The sequence below is a fragment of the Bacteroidota bacterium genome, assembly GCA_008933805.1.
GTDB lineage: Bacteria > Bacteroidota > Bacteroidia > UBA8524 > UBA8524 > SB11.
Genome location: WBUH01000002.1, coordinates 326,021 through 351,130 on the forward strand (window position 1 = coordinate 326,021; position 25,110 = coordinate 351,130).

Annotated in this window: 24 protein-coding genes and 1 pseudogene; 15 read left to right on the top strand and 10 right to left on the bottom strand. The window is 42.7% G+C overall.

Annotation, left to right across the window (positions count from 1 at the left end; all coding sequences use genetic code 11):
- The 6 genes and pseudogenes from galE (at position 1) to F9K23_03575 (ending at position 6,819) form a co-directional block, all read left to right on the top strand.
- Positions 1-1,026, top strand: coding sequence for a UDP-glucose 4-epimerase GalE (gene galE, locus F9K23_03550; protein KAB2918231.1), 1,026 nt, complete (start codon positions 1-3; stop codon positions 1,024-1,026).
- Positions 1,027-1,100: 74 nt separating this feature from the next.
- Positions 1,101-1,691: pseudogene (locus tag F9K23_03555) on the top strand (N-acetylmuramoyl-L-alanine amidase).
- 230 nt (positions 1,692-1,921) lie between these two features.
- On the top strand, positions 1,922-3,181 hold the full coding sequence (locus F9K23_03560; GenBank protein ID KAB2918232.1) for a hypothetical protein: 1,260 nt from the start codon (positions 1,922-1,924) through the stop codon (positions 3,179-3,181).
- Between the two features lie 74 nt (positions 3,182-3,255).
- Positions 3,256-3,858, top strand: coding sequence for a hypothetical protein (locus F9K23_03565; GenBank protein KAB2918233.1), 603 nt, complete (start codon positions 3,256-3,258; stop codon positions 3,856-3,858).
- On the top strand, positions 3,855-4,853 hold the full coding sequence (locus tag F9K23_03570) for a hypothetical protein (protein ID KAB2918234.1): 999 nt from the start codon (positions 3,855-3,857) through the stop codon (positions 4,851-4,853). Before F9K23_03565 ends, F9K23_03570 begins: the two co-directional genes overlap by 4 nt.
- A 61-nt stretch (positions 4,854-4,914) precedes the next feature.
- Complete coding sequence (locus tag F9K23_03575; GenBank protein KAB2918235.1) at positions 4,915-6,819, top strand: ABC-F family ATP-binding cassette domain-containing protein; 1,905 nt, start codon at positions 4,915-4,917, stop codon at positions 6,817-6,819.
- Positions 6,820-6,958: 139 nt separating this feature from the next.
- Here the strand turns inward: F9K23_03575 and F9K23_03580 are convergent, their stop codons facing one another.
- Both F9K23_03580 and F9K23_03585 read right to left on the bottom strand, forming a co-directional pair.
- Positions 6,959-8,680 (bottom strand): glycosyltransferase family 39 protein, encoded by a 1,722-nt coding sequence (locus F9K23_03580; protein ID KAB2918236.1) that lies wholly within the window; start codon positions 8,678-8,680, stop codon positions 6,959-6,961.
- Positions 8,677-9,276 (bottom strand): phosphatase PAP2 family protein, encoded by a 600-nt coding sequence (locus F9K23_03585; GenBank protein ID KAB2918237.1) that lies wholly within the window; start codon positions 9,274-9,276, stop codon positions 8,677-8,679. Before F9K23_03585 ends, F9K23_03580 begins: the two co-directional genes overlap by 4 nt.
- 167 nt (positions 9,277-9,443) lie before the next feature.
- Between F9K23_03585 and F9K23_03590 the strand changes: the two genes are divergently transcribed.
- From F9K23_03590 to F9K23_03600, 3 genes are read left to right on the top strand one after another with little or no spacing between them, the layout of a single operon-like run.
- Complete coding sequence (locus F9K23_03590) at positions 9,444-9,827, top strand: SRPBCC domain-containing protein (GenBank protein ID KAB2918309.1); 384 nt, start codon at positions 9,444-9,446, stop codon at positions 9,825-9,827.
- Between the two features lie 45 nt (positions 9,828-9,872).
- Positions 9,873-11,342 carry a YjgP/YjgQ family permease gene (locus F9K23_03595; GenBank protein ID KAB2918238.1) on the top strand — a complete coding sequence of 490 codons (1,470 nt, stop codon included), beginning with the start codon at positions 9,873-9,875 and terminating at the stop codon, positions 11,340-11,342.
- Positions 11,342-12,535: a glycosyltransferase gene (locus tag F9K23_03600; GenBank protein ID KAB2918239.1), complete on the top strand. Its 1,194-nt coding sequence runs from the start codon at positions 11,342-11,344 to the stop codon at positions 12,533-12,535. Before F9K23_03595 ends, F9K23_03600 begins: the two co-directional genes overlap by 1 nt.
- Here F9K23_03600 and F9K23_03605 read toward each other — a convergent pair.
- From F9K23_03605 to F9K23_03620, 4 genes are all read right to left on the bottom strand, one after another.
- Complete coding sequence (locus F9K23_03605; GenBank protein ID KAB2918240.1) at positions 12,532-13,449, bottom strand: DUF72 domain-containing protein; 918 nt, start codon at positions 13,447-13,449, stop codon at positions 12,532-12,534. The two genes, F9K23_03600 and F9K23_03605, sit on opposite strands and share 4 nt — an antisense overlap.
- Before the next feature lie 418 nt (positions 13,450-13,867).
- Positions 13,868-14,539, bottom strand: a complete 672-nt coding sequence (locus tag F9K23_03610) for a hypothetical protein (protein ID KAB2918241.1) — start codon at positions 14,537-14,539, stop codon at positions 13,868-13,870.
- Between the two features lie 39 nt (positions 14,540-14,578).
- Positions 14,579-15,301, bottom strand: a complete 723-nt coding sequence (locus F9K23_03615; protein ID KAB2918242.1) for a hypothetical protein — start codon at positions 15,299-15,301, stop codon at positions 14,579-14,581.
- Between the two features lie 35 nt (positions 15,302-15,336).
- On the bottom strand, positions 15,337-16,590 hold the full coding sequence (locus F9K23_03620; GenBank protein KAB2918243.1) for an imidazolonepropionase: 1,254 nt from the start codon (positions 16,588-16,590) through the stop codon (positions 15,337-15,339).
- A gap of 78 nt (positions 16,591-16,668) precedes the next feature.
- Here F9K23_03620 and F9K23_03625 point away from each other — a divergent pair, with 78 nt between their 5' ends.
- Positions 16,669-17,373, top strand: coding sequence for a hypothetical protein (locus F9K23_03625; protein KAB2918244.1), 705 nt, complete (start codon positions 16,669-16,671; stop codon positions 17,371-17,373).
- A 12-nt stretch (positions 17,374-17,385) separates the two neighbouring features.
- Here the strand turns inward: F9K23_03625 and F9K23_03630 are convergent, their stop codons facing one another.
- A complete protein-coding gene (locus F9K23_03630; GenBank protein ID KAB2918245.1) occupies positions 17,386-18,180 on the bottom strand; it encodes a GNAT family N-acetyltransferase in 795 nt (264 codons plus the stop codon).
- Positions 18,181-18,401: 221 nt separating this feature from the next.
- Between F9K23_03630 and F9K23_03635 the strand changes: the two genes are divergently transcribed.
- Genes F9K23_03635 through F9K23_03645 form a run of 3 tightly spaced genes read left to right on the top strand, consistent with a single transcriptional unit; the run spans position 18,402 to position 20,251 of the window.
- Positions 18,402-18,917: a gamma carbonic anhydrase family protein gene (locus F9K23_03635; protein KAB2918246.1), complete on the top strand. Its 516-nt coding sequence runs from the start codon at positions 18,402-18,404 to the stop codon at positions 18,915-18,917.
- 35 nt (positions 18,918-18,952) lie between these two features.
- On the top strand, positions 18,953-19,414 hold the full coding sequence (locus F9K23_03640; GenBank protein ID KAB2918247.1) for an acyl-CoA thioesterase: 462 nt from the start codon (positions 18,953-18,955) through the stop codon (positions 19,412-19,414).
- A complete protein-coding gene (locus F9K23_03645) occupies positions 19,415-20,251 on the top strand; it encodes a hypothetical protein (protein KAB2918248.1) in 837 nt (278 codons plus the stop codon).
- A gap of 77 nt (positions 20,252-20,328) precedes the next feature.
- Here F9K23_03645 and F9K23_03650 read toward each other — a convergent pair whose 3' ends face one another.
- Entirely contained in the window at positions 20,329-20,799 is a 471-nt protein-coding gene (locus F9K23_03650) for a hypothetical protein (protein ID KAB2918249.1), read from the bottom strand.
- 576 nt (positions 20,800-21,375) lie between these two features.
- Complete coding sequence (gene ettA / locus F9K23_03655) at positions 21,376-23,046, bottom strand: energy-dependent translational throttle protein EttA (protein KAB2918250.1); 1,671 nt, start codon at positions 23,044-23,046, stop codon at positions 21,376-21,378.
- Between the two features lie 136 nt (positions 23,047-23,182).
- Between ettA and F9K23_03660 the strand changes: the two genes are divergently transcribed.
- Positions 23,183-23,767: a Crp/Fnr family transcriptional regulator gene (locus F9K23_03660; GenBank protein ID KAB2918251.1), complete on the top strand. Its 585-nt coding sequence runs from the start codon at positions 23,183-23,185 to the stop codon at positions 23,765-23,767.
- Between the two features lie 12 nt (positions 23,768-23,779).
- The gene (locus F9K23_03665; protein ID KAB2918252.1) at positions 23,780-24,376 is read left to right on the top strand and encodes a Crp/Fnr family transcriptional regulator; all 597 of its coding nucleotides are present in this window, start codon (positions 23,780-23,782) and stop codon (positions 24,374-24,376) included.
- Here F9K23_03665 and F9K23_03670 read toward each other — a convergent pair.
- Entirely contained in the window at positions 24,357-25,073 is a 717-nt protein-coding gene (locus tag F9K23_03670) for a DUF4386 domain-containing protein (protein KAB2918253.1), read from the bottom strand. The genes F9K23_03665 and F9K23_03670 overlap by 20 nt on opposite strands.
- Positions 25,074-25,110: the final 37 nt, after the last annotated feature.

A 25,110-nucleotide genomic window follows, 5' to 3' on the forward strand; every position in this document is an offset into this window, starting at 1 on the left:
ATGAGCAAGCCAAAAATATTAGTTACTGGTGGTGTTGGATTTATAGGTTCGCACACCGTGGTTGAGTTGTACAATGCAGGTTATCAGCCTGTAATTATTGACAACCTAAATAACTCAGAAGCATTTATATTAGACCGTATAGAGCAGATAACAGGCCAAAGGCCGGTGTTTTTTGAAGGAGATGTGTGTGAGCGTGCCGATTTGCAAGCATTGCTGGCACAGCATACCGATATAGCCGGTGTGATACACTTTGCGGCTTATAAAGCCGTAGGCGAGTCGGTGCAGCATCCGTTAAAATATTACCACAATAACGTAAGCGGGTTGGTGATTTTGTTGCAAGAACTGCAAGCCAAAGGCATCAATAACCTTGTGTTTTCATCGTCATGTACCGTTTACGGGCAGCCCGAGATAAATCCTGTTACAGAAACCTCACCCGTACAGAAGGCAGAGTCTCCCTACGGTAATACCAAACAAATTTGTGAGGAAATCCTTATCGATACCGTTAAAGTGAGTGATACCAAAGCCATTGCTTTGCGTTATTTTAACCCCATTGGCGCACATGATAGCGCATTGATTGGTGAGTTACCCTTAGGTGTACCCAATAACCTTGTTCCTTTTATAACACAAACAGCTATTGGCAAACGTGAGAAGCTAACCATATTCGGCAGCGACTATAACACTGTTGACGGTACTTGTGTGCGCGATTATTTGCATGTAGTGGATTTGGCCATCGCTCACGTGCGAGCCATTGAACGACTGCTGAACAATGAAAGTGCAGAGAAGCTGGAGATATTTAACTTAGGTACAGGCAAGGGTAGCAGCGTAAAAGAAGTGGTTGATACCTTTGTAGCTGAAACAGGGGTGAACTTTAACTTTGTATATGGCCCCCGCCGTGATGGCGATGTGGAGCAAGTATATGCCGATACCACTAAGGCCAACAACGTTTTGGGCTGGAAAACCCAACGCGATCTTAAAAATATGCTGATTACTGCTTGGGCGTGGGAAAAATCGTTGGCTAAAAAATAATTAGCCAATAACTATTTGATTAGTTGTTTTTACGAGTAAAATATTTATAAATTCGTGCAAACAGTTAATTGCAAATGCCACAAACACAAGGTCAATTCGTACTTTATACCCGTGATGAATTTAAGAACTATCTTGAGAATACTAAATTCACGCGCAGTATAAATAAAATTCAGAACCACCATACCTACATACCGGGCTATGTCCACTACTTTAGGGACAACCCGCCTCAACCCTTTAAGTGGCTAAACAGCATGAAAAGCAGTCACTTGCAACGTGGGTTTAGCGATATCGGTCAAAATCTTACTACGTTTCCTGACGGCTTAATTGCGTTGTGCAGGAGTATGGATACTACCCCGGCCGCAATTAAAGGAGCAAATACAGGGGCTGTTGCTATTGAACATTTGGGTTGGTTTGATATTAACCAAGACCAAATGACCGAGGAGCATAAAGAAACCATAATATTCTTAAATGCAGTGCTTTGCAAACGGTTTAGTTTGCTGCCTAACGACCAAACTATCTTGTATCACCATTGGTTCGACCTTAATACAGGTAGGCGCACCAATGGCTCAGGGAGTACGAAAAGCTGTCCCGGAACTAATTTTTTCGGGGGTAATACAGTAGAAGCGGCCAACAAAAACTTTATACCCCTAATCTCTCAAAAAATAACAAGCTTTATAACCAGTCCGGATACGCAAACACCGCAGCCCATAGCTACCGGTACAGTTACCGCCAGCAAGCTAAATGTGAGGGCAGGAGCGGGGACAAATTTCGCGGTGGTGTATTCGCTAAGCAGCGGCGCAAAAGTTACCGCCTATGCAGAAATGAACGGATGGTATAAAATCGACCCGACACAAAGCCAGTGGGTATCTAAACAATTCATTGCACAATAAACATTATGGAAAACAATACTACTGAAACCAACAATGCGCCTATGCCATTGTATAAAAAGGTTTTTACCTTAACATTTTGGCAAGAACAAAACCATTGGCTGGCATTGCTTATTGTGCTATTAGTGGCCACCGTAGGTGTTTATTTAGCTATTCACAGCCTTGATAAATATGAAACAGCTGAGGATAAACGGAAATATTATGACGACCCGCACGAGGCAGAGTACAAAACTATTGATGCAACGGATGTAGCATACATAACCTCGTTAATAAATGAAGGGTCGGCTAATATGCCTACTATTGATCAAACGGCTGAACAGGACGTTGTAGAAGGTGATACTTCTCGCACTGATGCTCCTCCAACTATATTTACCGCCCAGCAGTTTAAAAACAACCCTAATAACCGAGCGGTAAAAAATATTATCATTTATCAACTGCCAAATATTTTCCCCGAGGATACCGCCAGAATATTTGCATTGCTTGATTTGCAGCCCAACAGCCTTGCCGTTTCGTTTATTCAAAATGCTAGGTTTAAGGTTAAATCCTATTTTTGGTTAGCGGGTCCTCATACCTACGTTGAGATAATATTTTGGACGATTTTTGGAGTACTTACCAGCATATTATTTTATGTAGCCATGGCCATATCAAGCGGTACGGGCTTTAAACCTTCCGAAACCCCCGGCCATCTGGCAAAAATTGCCTACTCACCATTCATATCTCTCATTATTATATTCTCCTACAACTATCTTTCAAGTCCTGATAGCATATTTGATGTAAGCGCATCAAAAGGAACTCTGATAATTTCATTCTTGTTAGGGTTTTATTCAAGCAGGGCCATGAAACTGCTGGATAAATTGAAAGAGCTGGTGTTGCCATACGGTGATGAGTCAAAATCGGTTGTTCCGCCAACTTCGCAAACCGACCCAGCATTATTGGCACCAAGCCCTACAGGTTCACCCGTTAATGTGGATATTAACTTAAACGACCCACAACATCCCGATGCTGAAGAATTGAACGGTCATATTGCGCAAACGTTAGTGTCGTTGGTTCCACAAGGCGGAGGCGAGCCAATAGCCCTTGCCAAAAGCGGAGAAGATGAATTAGAAGGGCTGTTTGCCGCACAAAACGTACCTCAAGGAAATTATACACTTACTGCCAACCTTGCCACATCCGATGGCGGTAACTATGGCGGTAGTCAAGATATACAGGTGATAAACGGTGAGAATACCTATACGCTCACCCTCACCAAAACGGAAATAAGCGGGTAGTTTTTTAGCTTATCTTTACCGGGCAGTTGGCAATAATACGCCGGCTTGCCCGGTTTTTTATTTATGGAATTACGATGATTGAAATAGATGTGAGCCGTAGTCCAAAAGAATGGCATTCTACTCTTTTTGGCAAAGCTGATAAAAATGATTTCGTTATATTTTACGATGACGATGATAGCTACATTTGGTTTACAACTCAGTATACTCAGTTTTTAATCGGGATAGGGGGATTTGAGGTAGCTCCTATATATGGTCGAATGGTTAAAAGTTTAAAATCCTTTTTATATCAAGTTAATCTATGCTTACCTGTGGGTTATAGGGTGCAGGCAATCAGCCATGCTTTGTATGATTTGTTATTGAACTTTGAAACAGAGCCAGAAGCAAGGATTATTATTTGGAATGATGCCGACTATTTATTCAAGAAAAATAAGAAAGCATTTGTTGAGATTTTTGATAGTATGATTGTAGCATCTTACGGTAATAGATTAGGAAGAACAACTATCAAAGAAGATGGAACCCCATACAAGGTTGACCAACGAAATATTTTTTTCTTTAAAAGTGAAAACAAGGCTGAGGTAATGGATATTTTAAATACTGAATACTACCAGCCATACGAAGAGATATATAAAAAAATAGAATTCAATATTGTTACCCTTAAAAGTATTAGTGATAAATGATAGCAGGCATAATAAATAGGACGTTATACATTATTACGATAATAGGTTGTTTGGGTTGCGAAGCGAAAAACCAAGTTGTTGCTAAAGCTGATTTACTTAGTATTCCTATTTTCCCGGGAGAAAATACGATTGTTGAAAGATATAATCCTATGACATTTAGTGGATGGAGAGACTTTGAAAAGAAAGCCAATAACGAGATACTTAGGATTGAATTTAGAGAAGGGAAAATAGTTCAACAAATACAACTTAAAAATGGAACTGATACACTGGATTATTGGTGCAATAAAGAATACCTAACACGAAATTGGAAAGACGGAATTTCTCAATTTGTTCCTGCAAGCAGTGGTGATAGTTCTGTAGTAAAAACCTTTGCAGATCATTTTGTTGCCAAAGAGTTTGATTATTTAGCGGATAATTTTTACGGGCAAATTGGAGAATTGGATTTTGATAAAATTCATAAGACGGTAGAAAGCCTTATTGGGCAAATAAGCTCCTATAAAATTAATGCCTTTGTGAAAGAATCATATAATAAGGGCACTCATCCGGTTGAGTTGTTTTGCAAGGTTACATTTATTAGTAATACAAATTCAATTATAGCTGGGCTGCTGCTCCATCCCGATAGTATAACAAGGACTGTTGTATCCATAAATTTTGAACCCTTAGAGCAAACTATAGCTAAATTTTTGATTGAAAAATCGCCTTTAGATGGAAAGCAAAATACAGACAATAAACTACTTATTGATAGTTCAGGATTCCATGACAAATTTTTTTCATCACCTTATTTAAAAAGTGGTGAGTATCAATATCAATACAATGGCCTCAAAGTTTGGCAACTCAATAATATGGATATCATGGAGTCAATTACGGTAACACATAACAACAAAAGAGTTGTGTTTCATTTGTATTGGAAAGAAAAAGACGGTAAGTATTTTTTGTTACGAAGGATGGCATTTGCAGTTCAAGAGTATCAACCCATTTGGTTAATCTCGCGATAGCAATTCGTTCTTGGCAACTGAATTCATCAACTAACGCCAACAAGCCCTATCTTTGCCCGCTGTGGGAGTAAATTATCTTTCGGTAGAAAATATCAGCAAATCATACGGCGAAAAGGAACTATTTAAAAGCCTTTCATTCGGGATAGACCAAGGTCAAAAGGTGGCCCTTGTAGCTAATAACGGTACGGGTAAAAGCACCTTGCTTAACCTGATTGCGGGATTAGACATACCCGATACGGGGCAAGTAGTGTTTCGCAGGGATATCAAAGTAGGGTATTTACCCCAAGAACCTGATTTTGCAGGAGCTGTAACTGTTGCCGATTATATCTTTTACGAAAATAACCCCGTAATACAAGCCATAAAAGCCTATGAAACGGCTGCCGAAGCCCATAGTTTAGCACCCACCATTGACACTGAACGCCAACTGAACGAAGCCACAAGGCAGGCTGATACACTGGATGTGTGGCAATACGAAGCAAAAGTGCGCCAGATATTGGGCAAGCTGGATATACACCTGCCCAACCGTAAAATTGCCCAATTATCAGGTGGTGAGCGCAAGAGGGTGGCCATTGCCCGTTTGCTGATAAGCAACCCCGATATTTTGGTGATGGATGAGCCTACCAACCATTTGGATATTGAGATGATAGAGTGGCTGGAAAGCTACCTGAGCACCGATAATACTACGTTACTGATGGTAACGCACGACCGTTACTTTTTGGACAACGTAACCAATGAAATTATTGAATTAGACGAAGGTAAGCTGTATCGCTATTCGGGCGACTATACTTACTTTTTGGAAAAGAAAGACGAGCGCATGGCAATGCAGGAGCGCGAAACCGATAAGGCCCGCAACCTGATGCGTAAAGAGTTGGAATGGATACGTAGGCAACCCAAAGCACGGGGGACAAAATCAAAATCGCGGATTGATGCTTTTTATGAACTGAAAGAGAAAGCAGGCAATGTGCGCAAAGAAGAAAGCATCAGTTTTAATGTGAAAATGAACCGTATCGGCGGTAAAGTGATGGAGCTTAAAAACCTTCGCAAAGGGTATGGCGATACTGTGTTTTTCAACAACTTTACGTACACATTTAAAGGCGGCGAACGAGTGGGGATTGTAGGTAAAAACGGTGCCGGAAAGTCAACGTTTTTAAATGTGATTACCGGCCTTGAAAATACTGATGCGGGTACGGTAGTGCCCGGCGAAACCCTTGTGATTGGTTACTACAACCAAAAGGGGATGAAGCTGGACGAGGATAAAAGGGTGATTGAGGTGATACGTGATATTGCCGATGTGCTTCCGTTGGGGGGTAAAGAAGGCAGTTTAACGGCTATGCAATTGTTGCAAACGTTTAACTTTCATCCCAAGCAGCAGCATGATTATGTTTCAACCCTTAGCGGGGGGGAACGCAGACGGTTGTACCTGCTTACCATTTTGATGAAGAACCCCAACTTCTTAATTCTGGATGAGCCTACCAACGACCTTGATTTACTTACACTTACCACCCTTGAGGAGTTTTTAGCCACCTACAAAGGGTGTTTGGTAATTGTATCGCATGACCGTTATTTCCTTGACCGTTTGTGCGACCACTTGTTTGTGTTTGAGGGCGACGCGAATATTAAAGACTACAACGGAACGTATACCCAATACCGCATTGAGAAAGAAGTAGAGGACGAGAAACGTAAGTTGGAGGAGAAAGCAGCTAAGGCGGCTGCTGAACCTAAAACCCAATCCACTGCTGAGGCTGCCAAAACCCGCAAACCCACCTATAAAGAGAAGCTGGAATGGGAAAGCCTTGAAACGGATATGGCTAAACTGGAAGCCCGCAAAACAGAGCTTACTAATAAACTAAGCAGCGGTGACGGCGACCACACCCAAATAGCCCAATGGGCGCAAGAAATTGAACAAGTAGATACCCAACTGGAAGAAAAAGAACTCCGCTGGTTGGAGTTGAGTGAGTTGTTTTGATAACCTTCTCCTGTCCTTCTGAACGACAGTGAAGAATCCATAGCAATCTGTAAGCTGACAAAGTAAGAGAAGATGCTTCCTTCGTCAGCATGACAGTGTAAGGTTGATAATGTATAACACCGCAAGCCGTCTAGAATTTCTAATCTTTCTTTGGTTCACGCATAAAGAATACAAAACCACCGTCTTGGCCTATGCGCAATAAATCAACACGTTTGGCATATTCAGGGGCTTTAGAAATGTGGCAGCAGAAAAAAACAGGTTTATCTATTTTGCCTTCCAGCAGCCAGTCGCGTAGCAGGTGGTCAAACCAATCCGTTGGCGCGCGTTGTTTGTAACCTTCCACCTCGGCATCATAAAAGCGTTTTAAATCAGGCGCCATATTGTCCCACGGTTTTATGCGGGCATAGTAATAATGGGCATAGGTATCGTAGCCCAAGGGCTGCACGTAAGCATCCTTGTCTTGCAGGCTTTCCCAAAACTTAATAGCAGCACCTTGGCTGTATTGTTCAACTTTGGGTACCACTACGTATAAAAACAATTGCAGGCTAAGCATAGTGCCGCCTAACAGCGTTATAAAACCCCTTTGCAACCGTTGGCGGTACAGCAGCACAGTACCCATAATAATGGCCGTCAGAAACAAAATACCTATCAGCCATTCCCAACCGCCCCAAGCAACGTTGCGACTAAAATTGGCCACCGCAAACGGGTCTTTAATCATAGGGAATAATTTGGCCTTTAAACTTGCCGATGAGGCAATCATGGGTAGCATGGTAAAGGCAGCTCCCAATGCCACACCAATTACCAACAACGGGATTGAAAGCCAGCGTTTCCATTGCCATTGTCCGCTAATAATGTTTTCAATCGTATAAGCAGCCAAAAATGTAAGCGGCAAATAGCACAACGATGAGTAGTGAACAATTTTAGTTTTTACAATGCTAAACAGTATCAGCACCACCCAAAACAAAATCAACATCCATTGGGCAAATACCTTTTGCTCGTCAGAAATGTTTTCATTCTTCTTGAACATATAAAACCCGATAATGGATATAGGGAAACAACCCAACAGCAATACAATGGGGTGGTAGTAGAAGGGTTGACCGTGTCCGGCAACGGGGTTGCGGAAAAGGTCTATTTGGTACAAGATAAACTCACGCAAAAAGAAGAAACCGTTGTTTAACGTTTCTACTCCAAACCAAGCAAAAGCCACGGCAATAGCGCAGAGTGTATACAGGATAATTTCTTTAACGTTAAAATAAAACCTGAAACGGTTTACCACCCAATAGCTCAATACACATAACAAGGTAACGGCAGCAGCAGCAGGGCCTTTGGTTAATACCGCCAAGCCCAAAAACATACCTGCAAGCGCATAAATACCCAAACGGCGTTTACCTGTTTCAGTTATTGAAGCGCGGTATATTTGAAATACTCCTAAAAAGATAAACAGGTTAAAAGTAGGGTCGATAATGGCCGATTTAAAGTATAAATGCGGGGTAAATGCACCCACAAAACAAGCCACCCACCAATAACCCATTCGGGTATTAAATATTTTTCTACCTATATGAAAAACCACCAGCAGAGTGGCGATGCCGCACAAAGCATTGGGAAAACGGGCAGCAAACTCGTTTACTCCAAATACTTTCATGCTAAGTACCTGTAGCCAAAAAAACAACGGTGGTTTTTCCCAAAAGGGCTGAAAATTTACCTGTACCTGAAAGTAATTGCCGCTTACCATCATTTCGCGGGCACTTTCAGCAAAATTTATTTCGTCCCAATCAAACAAATGCACCTGCCCCAAAAAGGGGATAAATAGCAGCGCACCAATCAGGGCAACTATATAGTAGTGTTTACGTTCGTTGTTCATTTTTTTAATTTCAACAAAGGTTTATCCAGTTTAGGCGAAGCCATAAAGCCTTTTTTCTCCTCAACCCAATAATATAAAACCATTGAGCAAAGAGTGCCAATCAGCATTCCTGCCAATACATCCTCGGTAAAATGCTGTCCTAAATAAATACGACTTATACCACCTAAGGCTGCTAAACAAAACAGTAACCCTGTAATCCCTTGATTTTTTGGTATTAAAAAGGCCAGCATACTAAACAGCGCAAACGTGCTGATAGTATGCCCTGACGGGAAACTGTATATGTATGCAATTTTCACACCTTCAACAGGGTGCAGTAGGTTAAGTCCTTCAAAATAGCGGTGGGGGCGGGGAGTGGGGCCAAAAACAACCGTTTTAAGCAGTTGCGATATACCTCCCGATAACGCAAAGGTTAGCAACGTAAGCAATCCCCAGCGCATCGTTACTAGTAAAAACAGGGCTACAGCCACAGCGATAGAGGTTAGTCCGTCGCCTATATGGGTATAAAGTTTAAAGAAAATATCAGCGGCAGGCGTGTGCAGGCCATCTAAAAACAATACTAAATTCCCTTTTGGGTAGCATATTAATTGCAGTGTCAAAAAGCCTGCAAATACTAACAAGAGGATGAAAAACAGTTTGTTTTTTTTAATAAAACTTGACACGAGTATTGTTTTGATTTACTTTGTAAAAAGTATATTTTGTCAACGCAAAATAAAGCTATTATCCATATACTTTCGCAGCAACAGTGTTTTTAAAGCAATGAATGATGAGTAAGAAAAAAAAGTACGTAGTTGAGTTTGGGTTTAAATCTTCGCCCAGTATTCTTTATAATTATTTGAGTACGCCATCGGGCCTTGCTGAGTGGTTTTGTGATGATGTGGATATACACGACAAAAGAGAATATGTTTTTCGTTGGGCCGGCTCAGAACAAAAAGCAGAGATGCTAAAGAACAGCCCTAATAAATACATTCGTTTCCGTTGGGAAGACAGCCACGAGGAGGAATTTTTTGAATTTGAGATTATCCAAGACGAAATTACCGGCGATGTTGGGCTTGTGATTACTGATTTTGCTATTGAGAGCGAGGTTGAGGAATCAAAACAATTGTGGGGCACCCAAGTACAAACCCTAAAAACAGCCATTGGCTCATAAAACTTCTTTCATATTCAGTTTTTTGGCTGAAAATTTGCAACTGCCATCGGCAATAGCAAAATAACATCCATAGTGTTCGGCACCAAAAAAATCGACGTCTTTATACTGCGCTCATTTGTAGGGCCTTTTCTTGTTACTTTTTTTATTTCCACCCTGTTTTTCTTAATGCAGTTTTTGTGGAAGTACATTGATGACTTGGTGGGCAAAGGACTTGAGTGGTACGTGGTTACCGAATTACTGTTTTATTGCGTTCCCAACTTTATCCCGCTTTCATTGGCCATGGGCGTGCTGTTGTCATGCATTATGGTGTTTGGTAACCTTAGCGAGCGGTACGAGTTAGTATCAATAAAAGCAGCAGGTGTTCCGCTACGCAGGGCATTATACCCGGTTGCGTTGTTTGTGGCAATTTTAGCAGCAGGCAGTTTCTTGTTTGGTAACTATGTGATACCCGCCGCCAACCTTAAATTCTTTTCGCTGTTTTGGGATGTGAAAAACAAAAAGCCGGCGTTTGATATTCGCGAAGGGGCTTTTTATAATGATATTGAAGGTTTTAGCATTAAGATAGGCAAGAAGGATAAGAACGGGAAAGACATTTACGACATTGTAATTTACGACCATACTAAAGAGCAAGCCAGCACTACGGTAGTATTGGCCGAACGCGGCGAAATGACCCGCAGCGAAGACAAACGCTTTTTATATTTTACCCTGATAAACGGACGCAGGTTTGAAGAAATGCGGGACAACCCCGATTATCACCGAACTTTTATGCACAACTCGATGAAGTTTGAACGACAAGAGATTGTGTTTGACTTATCGCAGTTGGATTTGAGCCGTACTGCCGAAGATTTGTTTAAGGGTAATCAGCAATTACAAAGCATAGGCCAATTGCAACAGGGAATAGACTCGCTACAAAAAAAAGCCGATACACTGTTGCTTGAAATGCAAACGTTTGTAAACGCCAACTACCACATTTTTGATACGCTGAAGCCCCAATATGTTGAGGAGTACCACAAAGCAACCGCTGAATGGAAACAAAAGGAAAACCCCAATGCAAACATGGTGTTTTCTCAGGCATTGAATATCGCCCGTACAACAAAGGGAACGGTTGAAAACAGCAAAAAACTGCACAAGGATACGTTACAAAAAGAAGCCAGATACCGCATAGAGTGGCATAAGAAATTTACATTGCCCGTAGCCTGCTTAGTACTGTTTCTTATCGGTGCACCGCTGGGAGCTATTGTGCGCAAAGGCGGCTTTGGTTGGCCGATGGTGATAGCCATTTTACTGTTTATGGTGTTTTATATTCTAAACATCATTGGTGAAAAAATTACCCGCGAGTTGGTTGTGCCTGCCAGTGTGGGTATGTGGATTGCCGCCGCCGTACTGACCCCGCTAGGGGTTTGGCTGGCATCAAAAGCCTCCCGCGATTCATCGTTATTTGACCCCGATGCCTATATTCGCGGTATGCGCCGCATTGTTAGCTTTGGCCGCAAGCGCAAAGAACCAAACCAATAATGAAAATTCTGGTTGTATCACACCGAGTACCCTATCCGTTGAAAGATGGGGGGGTAATAGCCATGCACACCCTGTTGCACGGGCTAAAAGCCGCGGGAGCACAAGTAAAGTTTGTGTGCCTTAATCCCAAAAAAGATAATGTGGATGTGAGCACTTTGCCCCGTTATTTTTTTGATGATTTTGGGTTTGAGAGTGTTGATATAGATACCGACATTAAAGCAAAAGACGCTTTTTTAAACCTGTTTACCCCGCACTCTTACCACATGGTGCGTTTTTACGGACAACCCTTTGCCCAACTGCTTGCAAGGGTATTGCAACAAGATACGTTTGACGTTATTCACTTAGAAAGTCTGTTTGTTACAGGATACATTGCTGATATACGCAAGCACTACAAAGGGCCTATTGCCATGCGCGCCCATAATGTTGAGCATCGCATTTGGGAAAAACTGGCTGCCAATACAGGCAATCCTGTTAAAAAATGGTATTTGGGTTTGTTGGCAAGCCGACTTAAAACATACGAACAAGCCACTTTGCACCAATTAGATGCGTTGGTATCGCTAACGCAGGAGGATGAAGATTTCTTTAAAAGCATTGGGTTTAAAGGCAAAGTATATTTATCTCCACACGGGATTGATTTGGATAAGTTCGACCACACGGCGCAACCACAAGGTACTCCGGATGTGTTTCATTTAGGCTCTATGGATTGGATACCCAATCAAGAGGCTATGAAATGGTTTTTGGATGAGATATGGCCGTTGGTGGTAACACAGTTTCCTGATGTTCAGTTCCATTTGGCAGGAAAAAAAATACCCCAGTGGTTTTATGAGCGGAACGATACCAATGTAACCATTGCAGGCGAAGTACCCGATGCAGTAAGCTTTATGCAACAGCACCACATTATGGTAGTGCCTTTGCTAAGCGGCAGCGGTATTCGTGTGAAGATATTAGAGGGTATGGCACTGGGCAAACCTATTGTGGCTACCCCTCGTGCAGCAGCAGGAATTGATTTTACGGAAGCGAAGAATATTCTGATAGGCGAAGACCCTAAAAAGGTGGCAAATCAACTGATACAATTACTTACCGACGAAAATACACGTACCCAATTGGGACAAAACGCACGCCGACTTATTGAGGAGAGATACGACAACAAGGTGATTTGTGGCCAGTTGCTTGATTTTTACCGCACGCTTTAAAACAAACTGCTTTGCGGGTTTATTTTCTTTGGCTCTGAGTAAGGATAGGGAGCTTTTAAATCATACCCTAATTTGTTTAACTCATCAATCATATACGTAGCCAGCTCAAGGTTGTAATGTTTTATTGGGGTATGTAGGAAGAAATATGCCCGTTGCAAACCCTGCTGTGCCCAATCGTGTAACAGGTTGGCCCAATCCTGCATACGCGGATAATCGGTAGGGTGTAAATCATTGGCTCCAAAACGGATAAAAGCCTCGGGGGTGGTAAGACGTTGATGAGCTGCATCACGGCGACCTGCTACATCGGTAATTACTGTACCTACTTTAAAATGTTGCAATGCCGCAAAAATCTCATTCCGCACCCATGCATCGCTAAACCAGTGCGGGTGTCTGAACTCGATAGCCAACGGAACGTTTTTAGGGAAAGTTTCGGCAAACCGTATCACATCGCTTAACCCTTTGGGAGTATAATTAGGCGGGAGTTGCAAAAACACAGTGCCTAAATTCCCCTCAAGCAGTTGAATGGCTTTGCAAAAGTCTTCCACCATGCCGTCAGTTCCAACCAAACGTTTAAAATGGCTGATGTCTTGGGTAATTTTCGGACAAAACTTAAACCCTTCGTGTACGTCGGCTTTCCATTTCTCTACTAGTATTTCATTGGGAAAATTGTAGTGGGTACTGTTTAGCTCAATGCAATTAAACTGGGTGGAGTAATAGTGCAGAAACTCTTTGGGTTTGGTGCCTTTGGGGTATATTTTACCTACCCATTCCTTTTCGCCCCAAACGGGACAGCCCACAAAAATTTCAGGCTTACCTTTTTTCCCTGCTTTAGAAAGCACCTCAAGGGTTTCAGGCGGGGTAGGGGGTAAACTGAAATCGGTGTGTTCAATATCAGGTATGCGTCCAAAGTCCATTACAGCCTCAAAATTTCATCCGAAAGTAAGCATAAGTTAAAAAACATGGAATGGTATCAAAAGTAAAATTCCCTGCTATATAGCCTATTAAAACAGTTATTCTGCCGCAAAGACACTAAGCCACAAAATATTGTGATTAGCGACTTAGTAGTTGTGAAACCAAAATTAAAACCGTCAAACTAAATGGTCTCACTTTGATTCTCGATACTGTACGTTAGTGTTCCGTTTCGAATGGTTTTAAACCATTCGAAACAAACCACTACGAAAGAGGCGGGCTTTATGCCCGTCGGTGCAATAGGTTAAAAACTATAGTTTTTAAAATTACCTTCTTGTGCAGGACTTAAGTCCTGCACAAGAAGGTAATCGTAACAGTTCAGGATTTTAATTCCGTATATCTCGTACAAACAGTAGTCCCTGCTTATACATCAAAAACAACAGGGTAATGGTCAGAAACTACGAAAGTATCTAAGGTGATGCCCGTAACAGCCGGAGCAGCATTCTTCACCATGTAGTCGTATTTTCTTTTTGTTGACGGATAGGTGGGCTTATCCGGAGGGCATAAAACCCCGTGCGGAGGTACCCAAGTGTTTGGCTCGCGGTTGTAATCACCGGCAACATACCAATTGGGCGTACCCATAGCATACACATTGTTAATCAATCCGGGGTCGTCGTTACCATTACCTGAGAAACCGTGAATACTGAATACATAGCGACCACCCACCAGCATACCGATGGCAGGCCTGCCGCCGGCTAAACCGGGAGGCGCATACAAAAGGTTAGCAGGGGCAGTTTGTGAAGCAAGGGCAATGTTTACCCTGTTGCCGTTTGGGTCGGTTTGTGCCCATACTACGTAGTAAGTAACCTTTGAAGGTTTCCATGTGTAATACCCTGTAACCAGTCCAGCGGGGGGATTCCCAATCCATGCGGGGGCTACCGCCGCAACGGCTGATGGAGGAGCAGCTCCGCACTCTTGCAGAGATACTATGTCAGAATCCACTTTATCAGTGGCTAATAATTGTTGGACACCGATAGTCCATTTGCTGTCGGCGCTATTCGTAGCGCCTTGCATGTTCCATGTTGTAATTCTCATAATGCTTAGATAGATTTTATATGATGTGTGAAAGTGAGATTAGAAAACATACTCTACAGGAAAATGGTCGGAAGCTTGTTTATTCAGCACCACACCCCTGTTAAAACCGGTATAGGCTACCATATAATCCAGCCAACTGCCGTTATCGTGTGTAGCGCTTCCGGGCGGCCAAATCACCCCCGCGGGGTTCCATTCGGTATCAGGGTCTTTATTAAAATCACCTGCGGCAAACCAAACCCGGTATCGGTCGTTAATGGTTTCTATTAACCTTGGAGCATCACCACCTTTGGTTCTTGCATTGGCATGAATGCAGAAAAAATTGGGCACACCAAGGTTTATTCCTATAGCAGGGCGAGTAGAAAATGTATCAGTAACGGTAACGGGCTCAACGTATAACAGGTAGTAAGGCTTTATGAGTGATAAAATGGTAAGATTCACCCTGTGTCCGTCGTCGTCGGTTTCCATCCAAAAAACATAAATGGGTATATCTTCCTCTCTACCGTTTTTAAACGGTCGCCAAATAAATTGGGTATAATTTACCCCGTCGGGTGGTTTATTGCCTTTAAAACGGGTGGGGTAGGGTATAAGCTCAATGTTTTCCTCATATACCCTCATAAAATCAGGGTTGGCAAGTGGCCATCCGCTTTCCTGCAAACAAACAATATCGGCTTTATACTTTTTTATAAACTGAGTGGCTACAATAGCCCACTTGCTGCCGTCACTGTCATTTGCGCCTTGCAAATTCCAAGTAATTAATTTCATAAGTTAGATAGCAATAGATAGTTAGTAACAGCAAATTACACTTTTATGCCGTTAATAAAAACATTTTCTATCCAATTATTTTGATGCGCATAAGGTATCCACGCCAGCGAAGGGATGGGCTTAGTGACAATAAAATTAGCTTTTTTACCAACGGTTATACTGCCCGTTTCTTTTGATAATTCTAACGCCGCTGCACCGTTGATGGTAGTAGCATTAAAAGCTTCTTCGGGGGTAAGTTTCATTTGTATGCAGCCCAACGCAGTAATAAAACGCATATCCCCTGCGGGAGAACTGCCGGGGTTAAAATCGCTGGCCAGCACTACGGGCAATCCTGCATTAATTAATTTACGAACGGACGTGTAGGGCAACCCTAAAAAGAACGAACAGCCGGGCAGGCCAACGGGTAGGGTATTGCTGTTTTTCAGCACTTCTATTTCAGCATCTCCGGCGTGTTCCAAATGGTCAACACTAACGGCATTGTGGGCTACGGCCACTTGCACACCGCCGCTGTAATCCAGCTGGTTGCCGTGTATTTTAGCTTTTAAACCGTGTTTTGCACCGGCTTCTAATATGCGGGCGGTTTCCTCAACACTAAAAAAGCCTTTCTCACAAAACACATCTATATAATCAGCCAAGCCTTCAGCAGCTATGGCAGGCAGCATTTCGTCAAAAATCAGTTGTAAGTACCCTTCGTGGTTTTGTTTGTAGTCGGCAGGGTAGGTGTGTGCCCCCAAAAAGGTAGCCTTTACAGGGATTGGGGCTTTTTCTTTCAGCCGCTTCACCACACGCAGCATTTTAAGTTCATTAGCCACAGTTAAGCCATATCCGCTTTTAATCTCAATGGCTCCGGTACCTTTGCTTATCAGCTCTTGCAAACGGTGCCAAGCAGCCTCAAACAATTCGTCTTCGGTGGCTGCTTGCAAACGCCTTGCTGAGTTAAGTATGCCACCGCCGGCAGCGGCAATGTCTTCATAAGTAGCCCCTTTTATTTTCATCACAAATTCTTCTTCGCGAGTGCGGGCAAACACAATGTGCGTGTGGCTATCAACAAACGTTGGGAGTACTAATCTGCCTTCGGCGTTTATCTGATTTGAAGAGTTGATGATTTGCGAATTTGAAGATTTTTCAAGCTCGGCCATTTCCCCAAATTCTTTAATAATCCCATTCTCAATCAGCAAATAGGCATTATCAATGTGTGCAAAATCGGCCATCGCTGCGCCGCGTTTCACAGTAACATCAGGTGAAAGAACTCCGTAAAGGGATTTTATATGGGTGATAAGTAAAGGCATGTGGCAAAAATAGTGAACTTGTTATGAGAGTTTATTGAAGAAGGTATGGGGAATTGTACTTTTGAACAACATTATGCTATGAAGATATCTCGTAACAAAATTATTGTCGTAATACTTGTTTTGTCATTTTTGATTTTTGTTGGTAATCTTTTCAAAGTATTTGAAACCAATGAGTTTAACGGAAATCTTGAACAATATAATAGGGATATTAGTGTTTCAAATGAAGATGACACATTGGTTTTTTTGATAAAGACTACTGACTTGGAAGAAGTTAACCGTGCGTCGGCATTCCTGTTTGTTGACATCTTAACTTACGATGTGTATAGTAGTTTAAAGCAATACAAGAATTTTAAGTACGGGTTTTTTAAACACGTTGATAGTGTTGGTTATATGATTAGAGGGAGAATTGACGAACTGGAAATAGGGCATCAAATACATTCAGATTGCCCCAATTTTATGAAAATAAAAAGATACATATACGATAGCTGCTCTTATGGTTGGGTTATGAATGGGAATAAAGCAATGATGTATCTAAAGAATAATCTTCATGATTTTGATAGCATAACAGGAGGGGAGTACGTAGAAGAAGGTACTCCCGACATAATTTCAATCTTAATAGGAATGGGTAGTAATTGTTGCTTTATGAGAAACAGCAAACAGCTTAGTTTTCTTTACTCACTGAATGAATTATCAAAAGATGAGGAGTTTAGGAGGATATGGCCTGAATATGGAGATGGGAAACATATCAAAGCGATTATTGATTTGTGTTTTAAAAATAAATAACTCGCAATATTGCTACCCTATCGGGCCGCCTACACGGTTGTATAACATGGCGGGGTTAAAGGGGCGTTGTTTGCCCAAACGCATCCGTTGGGCGTTGCGAACTTCCTGGTAACCGTTGGTTTTTAAAAACTCAATACCTGCGGCACAATCAACAGGGAGGATAAATACTTCGTGGGTTTGGGCGCGCAGTTGCATCAGTGCGATGCCTGCTTGGGGTGTTGCGGCAACTATCAATCCTTCAGATAATGAGGGTAAATAGAACCCTTCCACTTTGCCGTTGTGTTCATACACCCTTGCGGTTTGTAAATTTTCATCCATGCGGTACCAACGGTTTTCACCATACGATTGTTGGTCTAACTCGTAAATGCGGGGCAGGTGTTTGGCTTCAAACGGAATGATATTGGGCTGCGTTTCAGTTTCCTTAAGCTCACCCTTGAAAAACAGGTATTCGGTTTCTATTTCAAAGCCCAAACGTTTGTAAACAGGTTCACCCATTGGGGTAGCAATCAGGTAAACGGTTTCAAAGCCTTCGGCTTTTAGCATATCTACCAAATACTTTGTGATGATACCGCCCAAACCTCTGTTACGGTGTTGCGGGTGAACGATAATCAAGGCCAGCCATGCAGTGTCTTTGTGGCGGATGGCAGAGCCTGTACCAATAATTTCACCGTTTTCAACCACTTTTATCGGGCTGCAATGCGGCGAATTGAGGTAATAAGTTACGTTGGGGGTAATGTCGCCCCAATCGGTCGGTTGAATTTCAGATAAACGGGGTAAGTCTTCGGGTTGTAAGGGGAGAATTTCCATAGTTTCAAAGCAAAAATAGGAGTTATCCTTCGAGACGAATAGGACAATAACGTATTTGTATTGACTTTGGGATGAGTTTGCAACGTGAGGTTTAAACCCCGCGTTGTTGAGATTACCCCATCGGTGAGGACTTAAGTCCTCACCGATGGGGTAATCTCCAAAGCACCGGATTTCAATCCGGTAATACAATACTGCACCTTCGGTTTGCCTATCTTTGCCCTATGGATATACAGCAAATCCTGTCTAAGCCTATTCAAAAGGGCAAAAATGTATTTATAGCCCCCAATGCTACAGTAATTGGTAATGTATCGTTGGGTGATGAATGTTCCGTATGGTTTGGCGCGGTGTTGAGAGCCGACAGCGACTCTATTACCATCGGACACCGTACCAACATACAAGACAATGCCGTGATACACGTTGACCTCAACGAACCAGCCACCATTGGTAACGATTGCATTATAGGCCACCTTGCGCTGGTGCATGGGGCTACCATTGGTGATAATGTGTTGGTAGGAATGCACAGTACCGTGATGAACGGTGCCAAAGTGGGCGATTTTAGTATTATAGGGGCAAATGCATTAGTACCCGCGGGCATGGAAATCCCTGCTTTTAGCATGGTGGTGGGCACTCCGGCTAAAATAGTGAAAACCCTTACCCCCGAACAGGTGGAAAAGGTGAAGCGCAATGCCGCCGTGTATGTTGAGTTGGCCGCGGAATACATGGAGTTTTACAAGTAAATTTTGATTTGTTGACTTGTTGATTTATGATTTGAATGCGCAAGTCGCTAATTTTAAATTCAATAAACCATACCTTGAAGTTAAATAAGAATAAATACGAGAGCGAAATGCAGGTGAGGCCGGACGACATTGATATGTTCCGCCACGTGCACAGCAGTCGCTATATTGATTATGTATTGGCTGCCCGTTACGACCAAATGGGACGTTGCTACGGTATGCCGATGGAAGAGTTTCTGCAAAACGGTTTCGGGTGGGTGATTGTATCTACACACATGGAGTTTAAGCGCCCGTTGAAATTGGGCGATTACTTTGTGGTGAGTACTCAACTTGTCCATTTTGAAAAGCATACTGCCAAGGTTGATTTTGAGATATTGAAGAAAGAAGGGATGAAGTTGTGCTGTACCGGGCATTTTGATTACACCATGATTGATATGGCTACGGGGCGCGCTGCTGCTTTACCCGATTGGATTATTGAACGTTATAGCCTGCCTGAATAGATGAATTATTTTGTAATACAGTGCTACGGCAAAGAGCGCATATTGCGCGAAGCGAAGTTTTGCGTACTCTCGCTGCTTAGGTACCTACAAGGGCAGGAGGGGTATAAAATAGTTTTGTACACGGATAACCCTGCTTTTTTTGAGGATATAAAAGAGTTTGTGGTGTGTGAACCACTGCCGCCCGAAACGGTGCAGCAATGGAAAGGTGAACACAATTTTGTGCATCGGGTGAAAATACAGATGCTGCTTGATTTTGCTTCAAAATACAGCGGCAAGTTTATTTACTTGGATAGCGATACGTGGTTTAAGCAATCGCCTGCGGAACTGTTTACCCAAATTGACGATAGCAATGCGCTGATGCACTTGCCCGAAGCCCAACTGAAAAGCAACGCCAACCCGATAATTAAAAAGATACACCGTTTTGTAAAGGCCAATACATTTACCCTAACAAACGGTGAAAAGGTGAATATACCGGCCGAGTATTTTATGTGGAATGCGGGCGTGATTGGATTGCATACCAATGCCCGACCTGTTATGGAAAAGGTGCTGCAACTTACCGATGCCATGCTGGCCGCCTACCAAAAACACGTGATGGAGCAACTGGCGTTTTCGTACTTTTTACAAAAGGAGTTTACTACCCGCCGTTGTGATGATGTGATAGAACATTACTGGCCGTATTGCGCCGTTGCTGAGCAACCCATGATAGAGTTGTTTACCGGCATAGAGGGGCAAACTATGGCTGACAAAATAGCGGCTGTTGCAGGGTTTGATTGGAGTTTTACGGCAGAAAAACCAGTGAAGAAAAGTTTTTGGCAACGTTTATTTAACAGACAATAATTTCTTTACCCGAGCGGAGAGATGCTCAGGCGATAAGGGTGGCTTATTTCGTTTTAAGCCTTGCGGGAAATAAAGACCTAATTCACCACCTTATTGGCGCAATACGAACTTGCAAACGCATTGGGTTTGGCTTTAAAAATAAAGCCCATGCTTAAAATGTACCCCATAGCTTCGCTAAGTGCGCTGTTTGATTTGAACTGAGGGCTGGTATTAATATCCGCATGCACCTCAAGCTCTACGTTGTATTTATCCAACAGGTTGCACAATTGGTAGGCCGCATCAATTGATTTTGCCACCTCGTTCAGCATACGTTCTTTTACGGTAATGCCTGCTTTTTGCTTATCGGTTTTGATAAACATAAAGCCGCCGCGCTTTTCACGTACAAAAACAATTACGGTGGCGTATTCAATCGTTTCCCCATACACTTGTGAGTCGGTACCAATGCACACCTTTAATCGGTTGCCCATGGCCCGCTCGTTTAAAATTGTTGTCTCCACTTCGGTCAAGATGTCCTCGCCGAGCTTCGTGCCGTCAAGTTTTCTCCACATATACTCAAAGATAGCAGAAAACGGCACTTTTCAAATATCAAATTATTGTAAACCAAAAAGATGGGTGCATAACTGTGTGGATATCCGCAAGGCTCCGATTTACAGTTTTTAGGGGTATAAATGGTTGTTTGGGCTATTATTCGGCAGGTTGAAGCCAGTGTTTTTGAGGTAACCCTAAATTAACTACGTTACATAGGGTTATATGATTAACGTTTTTTAGCCACGAAGACAGTAAGCCACAAAGTATTATAAATTAGTGACTTCGCGCCTTTGCAGCAAATAAAAAGCCTGTTTGGAGGGAATCACCTTCAATCCCACTAAATAAAAATCTGAAACAGGTCAATAGCGTTTCGGCAGGTTGAAACCAGTGTTTTTGGGGTAACCCTAAATTAACTACGTTACATAGGTTTATATGATTAACGTTTTTTAGCCACGAAGACAGTAAGACACAAAGTATCATAATTAGCGACTTCGCGCCTTTGCGGCAAATAGAAAGCCTGTGAGCAATCCCGTTAAATAAAAAATCCGAAAACCAACAATGCAGTTTTCGGATTTAGAAATAAGATTTTATAGTATTTAAACCCCTAGTTTCTTAAACCTAACCCTTGTAGGTTGGGCATCACCAAGGCGTTTTTTACGGTTCTCTTCGTAATCGCTAAAGTTACCTTCAAACCAATACACTTGTGAGTTACCTTCAAAAGCTAAAATGTGCGTGGCCACCCGGTCAAGGAACCAACGGTCGTGGCTAATAATCACCGCACAGCCTGCAAAGTTTTCAAGGGCTTCTTCCAGCGCGCGCAAGGTATTTACGTCAATATCGTTGGTAGGTTCATCCAGTAGCAGTACGTTACCGCCGTCTTTCAGCGTAAGAGCCAAATGCACACGGTTACGTTCACCGCCCGATAGTACCCCTACCTTTTTGCTTTGGTCGTTACCGCTAAAGTTAAACTTAGAAATATAGGCACGTGAGTTGATTTGCTTATCGCCCAGCATCATGGTATCGGTGCCGCCTGCAATTACATCAAACACGGTTTTATCCGCTTCCAACCCGTCGTGGCTTTGGTCAACGTAGGCAGTTTTAACCGTCTCACCCACTTTAAACGAGCCTTTATCGGGTTGCTCTAAGCCCAAAATCAATTTAAACAACGTGGTTTTACCCGCACCGTTAGGGCCAATAACCCCCACAATGCCCGCTTTTGGCAGGTTAAAGTTCAAATCTTCAAACAGCAACTTATCGCCAAAGGCTTTGCTCACCCCTTGGGCTTCAATCACCACATCCCCCAAACGAGGACCCGGCGGAATAAACAACTCAAGTTTGGTTTCTTTTTCTTTGCTCTCTTCGCTCAATAGCTTGTCGTATGCAGCCAAACGGGCTTTACCCTTAGCCTGACGTGCTTTGGGAGCCATGCGCACCCATTCCAACTCACGCTCAAGGGTTTTCTGACGTTTGCTCTCGGTTTTCTCTTCTTGCGCCATCCGTTGTGATTTTTGCTCCAACCAGCTGCTGTAGTTACCCTTCCAAGGAATACCCTCGCCGCGGTCAAGTTCCAAAATCCAACCCGCCACATTATCCAAGAAATAACGATCGTGGGTTACTGCAATTACAGTCCCTTTATAGCTTTGCAAGAAATGCTCCAGCCACAGCACGCTTTCAGCATCCAAGTGGTTGGTAGGCTCATCCAGCAACAAAATATCCGGTTCGCTCAATAACAAACGGCACAATGCCACACGACGACGCTCACCGCCTGATAATGGTTTTATCAATGTATCACCTTCGGGGCAGCGCAATGCATCCATTGCAATCTCAAGTCGGTTATCCAATTCCCAAGCATTGTAGGCATCAATCTTTTCCATCAGCTCGCCTTGTTTCTCAATCAACTTCATCATTTCATCCTCGTCAATCGGCTCCGATAGTCTCAAGTTCACCGCTTCGTATTCGGCCAGCACATCTACAATGTGTTGCACGCCTTCTTGCACAATCTCTTTAACGGTTTTGGTTTCGTCAAGTTTAGGCTCTTGTTCCAAATACCCTACCTTATAACCCGGGCTGAAAACTACCTCGCCGTTGTAGTTTTTATCGATGCCTGCAATAATTTTCAGCAGGCTTGATTTACCCGCACCGTTCAAACCCAGTACGCCTATTTTGGCACCGTAGAAAAACGACAGGTATATATTTTTAAGTACTTGCTTTTGCGGGGGGTAAATTTTGCTTACGCCCGCCATTGAAAAGATAATTTTTTCTGACATGGAATTAGGTAGCTATATGGATGCAAAGTAAAGGGGATTTTGCGTAAGTGGGATGATTTTCTTACACAGAGTATGGCTTTATGCTTAACCCCATTTTACAGTAATACGCGCGGGTTGTGTTATTTTTGTTACATCCATGCCCAACAAACTGGTTGAATATTTTAGGCAGATACATCCGTTGAGCGATGTTGAGGCACAGGCTATTGAAGATAGTATGGTGCTGAAATCGTTTGCGAAGGGCACTGTGCTGCTTAGTGAGGGACAAATTAGTACTGAGTGCTACTTTGTTTGGGAGGGCTGTGTGCGCCAATATTATTTGGTAGGAGGGGAGGAAAAGACCAATAACTTTTTTACAGAGGGGCAATGGGTAATTTCGTTGAATAGTTTTATGCAGCAACTACCTGCCGACCATTTTTTTGTATGCGCCGAGGATACAACATTGGTGGTGGGCAATGCCGAACGAGAGAACGATTTGTATGCCCAGTTTCCAAAGTTTGAAACCATATCCCGTAAGGTGATGGAAAGGGTAGTGGCAGAACACCAGCAACGGATGGCTTCATACATTACTGATACGCCTGAACAACGGTATTTAAAACTGTTGGAAGGCAGGCCCGATATTGCACAACGCATTCCCCAATACCAAATTGCCACGTATGTAGGTGTGAAACCTGAATCGTTGAGCAGAATACGCAAACGGTTACTGGTTAGTGATAAATTTTAAAAGTGAGTAAAGATGGCCGATGGCGAGCTAATTAGTTTTTTAAACAGTTTTGACACTCTTACCGATGAAGAGCGCGAGGCAATTGCACAAAACCTTGTGGTAAAATCATACAAAAAAGGGGAAGTGTTATTGCGTGAAGGAGAACTTTGTGATGAGTGCTTTTTTTTACTGAAAGGCTGTTTGCGTCAATATTACTTAACAGACAACGATGAAAAAACTACGGCATTTTATACTGAGGGGCAGGCCGCAGTTTCAGTGGCCAGCTATGCTACTCAAACACCTTCAAAACATTTTGTTGCTTGTGTTGAAGACACCACTGTGATAGTGGGCAATTTGGGACAGGAAGAGAAAATGTATGCGAAATTCCCGAAACTGCTCACAATTACTCGAAGTATGATTGAGGAGGACTATGGTAAAACGCAGGAAGATTTTGCGGCATTTATCACCTCATCTCCTGAAAAAAGATACCTGGATTTATTGAGCAATCGTCCCGAGCTTTTGCAACGTGTTCCGCAACACCAAATTGCCAGTTATTTGGGCATTACCCCCGAATCGTTGAGCAGGATTAGAAAACGGGTAGCTCAAAAGACTAAACCTGCCGTTGGGTAAACGTTTTACTTTTTACTATCAACCATATAGCTATGGCAAGTTCTCCCAATGCCATAGGTAAGCTTAAAACAGTTTCCATACTTGCTATCTCGTTGCTGTATTGCGGTGTTATTATTTTGGTAAGGGAAATACCCGTATAACACACTGCTGCAATTGTTGTGAGGGCAGCAAGAAATGCAGGAATTTGAACGGTCTTAAACTGTAAGTAGGCAAAGCAGCCAAGGTGGATGCCAAACAATAATAACCCTGCCGTCCAAATGCTGTTAAAGGTTTCTATTGAAAGTAAGACAAGTTGGTTGTGAAGGGATAACGAGGTTCCGTTACCAGTAAGCAATAATGCTACAGCCAGCGCTCCTATTGCAACGGCTAAAATGCAAGAATAGGACAGACGGAGCAACGCATTAAGGGTGGCTATGTTTTTGCTCACCGGTTTAAAAAAATGATACATAGCCCACGCTGATAGCACATCCAGCAGAAAAATAACTATCCATCCTATAAAACCTGTTCTGAACAGTATAGGCGATTGTTGAATATTAATAACGGTTTGTGCGGCATTGCCTCGTGCCCAAAGCGTATTTAATGAGAAACTGTAAGAATAGCCGGCCACGATGGCCATGATAATTAATACTGTACCTATAAATGAAGCGGTTTTCTGTTGGCAGTATTCTGTTGATGTTAGCGCTGACATTGTTTTCATTGTTTATGCCTGCAAAGTTGCTGTTACTGTTTTTGCC